The sequence below is a fragment of the Cesiribacter andamanensis AMV16 genome (genome assembly GCF_000348925.1).
In the GTDB taxonomy this organism is placed as follows: domain Bacteria; phylum Bacteroidota; class Bacteroidia; order Cytophagales; family Cyclobacteriaceae; genus Cesiribacter; species Cesiribacter andamanensis.
Genome location: NZ_AODQ01000236.1, coordinates 1 through 1,148 on the forward strand (window position 1 = coordinate 1; position 1,148 = coordinate 1,148).

At 56.9% G+C, this 1,148-nt stretch carries 3 protein-coding genes; all 3 read right to left on the reverse strand.

The genetic code is table 11. From position 1 onward, the window contains the following. On the reverse strand, positions 1-506 hold a 506-nt coding region (locus ADICEAN_RS20715; protein ID WP_040398711.1), incomplete at its 3' end, for a hypothetical protein. Further along, on the reverse strand, positions 464-799 hold the full coding sequence (locus ADICEAN_RS20720) for a hypothetical protein (RefSeq protein ID WP_009197635.1): 336 nt from the start codon (positions 797-799) through the stop codon (positions 464-466). The genes ADICEAN_RS20715 and ADICEAN_RS20720, both read right to left, overlap by 43 nt. Beyond that, entirely contained in the window at positions 796-1,056 is a 261-nt protein-coding gene (locus tag ADICEAN_RS20725; RefSeq protein WP_009197636.1) for a hypothetical protein, read from the reverse strand. The genes ADICEAN_RS20720 and ADICEAN_RS20725 overlap by 4 nt, the downstream gene beginning before the upstream one ends. Positions 1,057-1,148 lie beyond the last annotated feature (92 nt).

The following is a 1,148-nucleotide window of genomic DNA, read 5'->3' on the forward strand; positions in this document are numbered from 1 at the left end:
AGCTCACCGGCCAGGCTTTCCGCCTCTTGCATGCGCTCGCCGATACCGGCCAGGGGGTTTTGCAACAGGCGCCGGCTCAGCTGAGCAAAAAGCGAAGTCGTCGGGCTGCTGCGGCGCGTGGCCCCGCCGGGAAAGCTCAGGAAGAGGTAACTGCGCTGGTGGAGCATGAGGCGGTCCATGAAGTGCGCATCTGCCTTACCCCGGAAGTAGGCCTGCTCCTTTTTGTCGGGCCTGTAGGGCTGGTCGTAAAAGAAATCCAGCCGCTGCACCACTGTATCCACGGGCAGGGGCTTAAGCGCACCGGCAAAGAGGGCATTCAGCTGTTGATAGCGGGCGGCGGTCCACTCCTCGGCGGCAACGCCTTCCAGGACAAAGCCCAGGGCAATGCGCCCATCCCGAAGCACCAGTTTATCCCCTTCCAGGGCATAGACCGGCAGCAGCTGGTGAAGGCTGTGCAGCTTCTTTACGGCACCATTCGATTGGTTGGGTTGGGATTGGGTTTCCATAGGGAGGGTGAATTAGGGAAAACGGTGATCTTGCGGGCCTGCAGGAAGCGGTAGGAGATCCAGGAAGCCAGGAAGCTGGGATGCTTCCTGCGGTTGAGGTAGCGCAGGAAGAACTGGAGCATAAGGACGGCCAGCAGAGAGCTGAAGTAGTAGTATTTGGAGACCTTCAGGAAGGTGCCCATGATGCCGCCCAGCAGGACCAGCAGCACAAGCAGGCTCAGGAGCAGCAGGAGGTCACCGGCTGGCATGCCCAGGATCCTGCTCTTGCGTTCTATGGAGCGATAGGTCCTCATAGCTGGAACTCCCCGAAAATGCCTGTGAGATCGTCTTTAAAAATATTGAAGACCAGGAAGACGATCACCCCGACCACCAGCTGCCCCAGGCTGCTCATGGCGCTGGGATCGCTCATGATAAATTTACGAACCGTATTGATCAGCCCAAGGGCCAGGATAATGATAAAAATGATGTTGACGGCCATGATGACGAAGCCTGAAAAATCTTCCAGGGCTACGGTCGTCTGCGTCTGCAGCAGAATAAAGGAAGTGTTCATAGCGCGTAGTGTTTATGGGTTAAAAAAATGGATATCAGTCGTCGAGGCGGTCCAGCAGGCTGTAGGCCGTATACTCATCCAGGGAATCATCT

Excerpts from the sequence above, each read along its gene's own strand:
- ADICEAN_RS20720 (WP_009197635.1), bottom strand. The coding sequence starts at position 799 with ATGAGGACCTATCGCTCCATAGAACGCAAGAGCAGGATCCTGGGCATG.
- ADICEAN_RS20725 (WP_009197636.1), bottom strand. The coding sequence starts at position 1,056 with ATGAACACTTCCTTTATTCTGCTGCAGACGCAGACGACCGTAGCCCTG.